Source organism: Bradyrhizobium sp. SZCCHNR1002, from assembly GCF_032381435.1.
Classification (GTDB): domain Bacteria; phylum Pseudomonadota; class Alphaproteobacteria; order Rhizobiales; family Xanthobacteraceae; genus Bradyrhizobium; species Bradyrhizobium aeschynomenes.
Window position 1 is genome coordinate 1 of the sequence record NZ_JAUHIS010000018.1, and the last position, 1,779, is coordinate 1,779.

The window sequence follows — 1,779 nt, forward strand, 5'->3', positions numbered from 1 at the left end:
GCTGCCGCTCCACGGCGCTCAGCAGGCTCAGCTCGGACAGGCGCGCCTCCGGCCGCGCCGCGATCTCCTGCAGCAGCCGGACGAAGTGATCCGCCAGCCGCGCGACCGTCGCGGCGTCGAACAGGTCGGTGGCGTAGATCAATGTCGCCGCCAGCCCGCCATCGACCTCGCTCATCGCCAGCTCGAGATCGAACTTCGCCGTCACCGCCTCCGCCTCGAACGGCTCCAGCGTCAGCCCGGGCAGACCGCCCGACCGCTGCGGCGTATTCTGCAGCGCGAACACGATCTGGAAGACCGGCTCGCGGCTGAGATCGCGCACCGGATGCAGCGCCTCCACCAGCTTCTCGAACGGCAGATCCTGATGCGCGTAGGCGTCGAGCGCCGTCGCCTTCATCTGCCGCAGCACGTCACGGAACGTCGGCGTCCCCGAGAGGTCGCAGCGCAGCGCCAGCATGTTGACGAAGAAGCCGATCAGCCGCTCGGTCTCGACCCGGGTGCGGCCCGCCACGGGCGTGCCCACCACCACATCGTGCTGTCCGCTCCAGCGCGACAGCAGCACGTCGAACGCGGCCAGCAGCACCATGAACAGCGTCGCCCCGTCCTGCCGCGCCAGCTTCGTCAACGCCGCCGTGCAGGCCGGGTCGACGGCAAACCGGTGCACGGCGCCGCGGAAGCTCGGCACGGCCGGCCGCGGCCGGTCGGTCGCGAGCTCGATGCCATCGGGCGCCCCGGCAAGCTGCGCGGTCCAGTACGCGAGCTGCCGCTGCAGCGCCGCCTCCTCCAGCCAGCGCCGCTGCCACACCGCGTAGTCGGCATACTGGATCGGCAGCTCCGGCAGCGGCGACGGACCGCCCGCGCAGAACGCCGCATACAGCGTTGCGATCTCGTCGACCAGCACGCCCATCGACCAGCCGTCCGACACGATGTGATGCATCGACAGCGCCAGCACGTGCACATCGGACGACAGCCGCAGCAGCGCCACGCGCAGCAGCCGGTCACGTGTCAGATCGAACGGCTGTTGCATCCATCCGGCGAGCCATTGCCGCGCCCCGTCCTCCGTCTCCACGTCATCCGGGACAAGCGCCAACGGCCATGGCGGGTCGATCACCTGCACCGCGCTCTCGTCCCGCATCGCGAACCGCGTGCGCAGACTCTCGTGCCGCCGGACCACCTCGCTCAACGCCGCCGACAACGCATCGACATCCAGCGCCCCGGCCAGCCGCACCGCCGCCGAGACGTTGTAGCCACCCTTCGAAAGCCCGAGCTGCTCGACGAACCACAATCGCTCCTGGCCATGCGACAAAGACGCTTTTGTCCCGCCGAGACGCGGAATGACCGGCATTGCAGGCGCGCCGCCTGCGGCCGCTGCGAGCCGTCGTTTCAGCAGCTCACGTCTCAACGTCGCAATATCGGTCATCTCTCGTGCTCCGGATCAGGCCACGGATTCGGTGCGCTGGATGTCGATCCCATCCAGATCTCGCAGGGCCGTTTCGATTTCGTCCGAGGACATCGCCTCGATCTCACGCGCCAGCGCTTGCTCGGTATGCTCGGCAAGACCCGCGATCGTCGGCGCCATGAAGATCAGCCGCACCGGCAGCGCGACACCGAGCGTGGCCCGCAGGCGCTCCAGCACTTGCATGGCCAGCAGCGAATGACCGCCGAGCTCGAAGAAGTTGTCGTGGATGCCGACCTGCTCGAGGCTGAGGATGTCGGCGAACAGGCCGGCGAGCACGGTCTCGACCGGATTGCGGGGCCGCTGGTCGGCGCCCTCGCGACGGC

Annotated in this window: 2 protein-coding genes; both read right to left on the bottom strand. The window is 69.3% G+C overall.

All coding sequences use genetic code 11. The features are described 5' to 3' along the window. On the bottom strand, window positions 1-1,417 hold a 1,417-nt coding region (locus QX108_RS33440; RefSeq protein WP_315799641.1), incomplete at its 3' end, for a condensation domain-containing protein. A 15-nt stretch (window positions 1,418-1,432) separates the two neighbouring features. After that, window positions 1,433-1,779: phosphopantetheine-binding protein (locus tag QX108_RS33445; RefSeq protein ID WP_315799642.1), on the bottom strand; the 347-nt coding region annotated here is incomplete at its 5' end.